The organism is Methanoregula sp. (assembly GCF_002835825.1).
Taxonomy (GTDB): Archaea; Halobacteriota; Methanomicrobia; order Methanomicrobiales; family Methanospirillaceae; genus Methanoregula.
In genome coordinates, this window is sequence record NZ_PIZH01000456.1 from 1 (window position 1) to 1,619 (window position 1,619).

Sequence of the window (1,619 nt, forward strand, 5' to 3'; positions counted from 1 at the left end):
CTTTTACCCCGTGATACTGAAGATCCTGCATACCCCTGCAGGATCACCCGAGGACTGCACCCGGATCAATGGTCCAGGCAACATGATACACCGGTTCTGCCTCGATAGTGCCGTCGGGCCCGGACTTCTCGAAGAAGTACACATCCAGCACCGCACCCTTCGAGAGGATACCCAGGTCCTGGTTTGTCAACTGGTCGATGAAGTCGCGAGCGGCTTCGGTGTAGCCCGGCTGGATCCAGGCCGTGCGGGCGCCGCTTCCCTTGTGGGAGACGTTGATCCCGCCGTAGGTGTTCCCGTTTGCGTCCGTCAGCTTTGAGAACCAGACAAACATAACCGGTTCTTTCCCGGTATTCTCGGCAGCAACATAGATCGTCACGGTCCGGCCGGTCTCGTTCTCAGATTTTGCATCGAGTTCAATGCTGTGGATATAGGTATTGATCGTCTTGTTCCCGGACCCGAGGGTAATGTTTCCCGACATGGGTAGGACTTTTCCGGTATCCGGTGTGCCGGTTGCACCGGGAGGAGCCGCCGGGGCTGAACAGCCGGCGGCGATCAGCATACCCGCGATGACCAGCATGAGTGCAAGAGTCTTCAGTGTCATAGCTTCCCAACTTCCTTTGTTGCGGCTGGACTATTTCTCTCTGAAAGATGAAAAATGCACCCATTTTTTCACCACACCAGCATTTCATCCTTCAGGAATTCCCGGTACCAAATTCACGACAATGAGGAGCAAATACATTCGGGATACTACGGTAAATGGAGAAGCTTGGGGATACCTGCACGGGTAAGACCAGGTTATTCGTTCTGCCCTGCTGCGGGAGCCGGAAGCACACTGAGCAGCCCAAGGTACACAGTAGAGAGGAAAAGGACGTCAAGCCAGAGCGCTGTCATCATCAGGACAATGTAAAAGGGGGAGTGGACCGTATAAACCGCCTCACCGAGTCCGGACCCGGATACGATCAGGTCGAGCAGGTCTCCTGAACCGGGAAACCGCGAACCGAAAAAGGGCAGCGGACGGTCCGGCCTCACGCCGTCCAGGATAGTAAAATAGGTCATGAAGTTTCCGATGAAGGCAAGAAGGGAGAGAGTAAACCATTTTTCCCGTTTCCTACCGGGTTTCCAGAACCAGCAGTACGGGATGACAACTGCCAGGGTTACGAGAAGGAACATGATGGAAAAGATGGACAGGGTCCCGACAAGGACATCGACACCGTACAATATTCCGCTGAACGAGAGCCAGAAGGTGATGATCAGGACAACGACTGCACCAAGAACCGGAAGAAACACCGGGACCGGATTTGCCAGCTTTCGCATACCCGAAAGCGCCAGCCACGGTCCCGCAATAGCAAAGAGAATGAAGAGCACGAGGAGGAGAAGCGAGATTGGATCCATAAACATAAAAAAATATAAATTTAAAGTTAATAAAAACGATTGGTTTCAGCACAACAGGCCGATACTGCCGCCATTCCGGAAGAGATCATTCCTTTGCACAGGTGCGAAGCTTCTCCCCAAGCCAGGGAAGGAAGTCCTTCTTCCTTGACATCACGCCATCGAGGTGGACTGGCAGGGGCTGTTCAAAGATCACGGTAAGCAGCCCGGTATCCCCCGCGCCATAGCAG

2 protein-coding genes are annotated in these 1,619 nt (G+C 53.8%); both read right to left on the reverse strand.

Annotation, left to right across the window (positions count from 1 at the left end):
* Positions 1-43 precede the first annotated feature (43 nt).
* On the reverse strand, positions 44-601 hold the full coding sequence (locus CW742_RS12235; protein WP_292420762.1) for a hypothetical protein: 558 nt from the start codon (positions 599-601) through the stop codon (positions 44-46).
* A 194-nt stretch (positions 602-795) separates the two neighbouring features.
* A complete protein-coding gene (locus tag CW742_RS12240) occupies positions 796-1,392 on the reverse strand; it encodes a hypothetical protein (RefSeq protein WP_292420764.1) in 597 nt (198 codons plus the stop codon).
* Positions 1,393-1,619 lie beyond the last annotated feature (227 nt).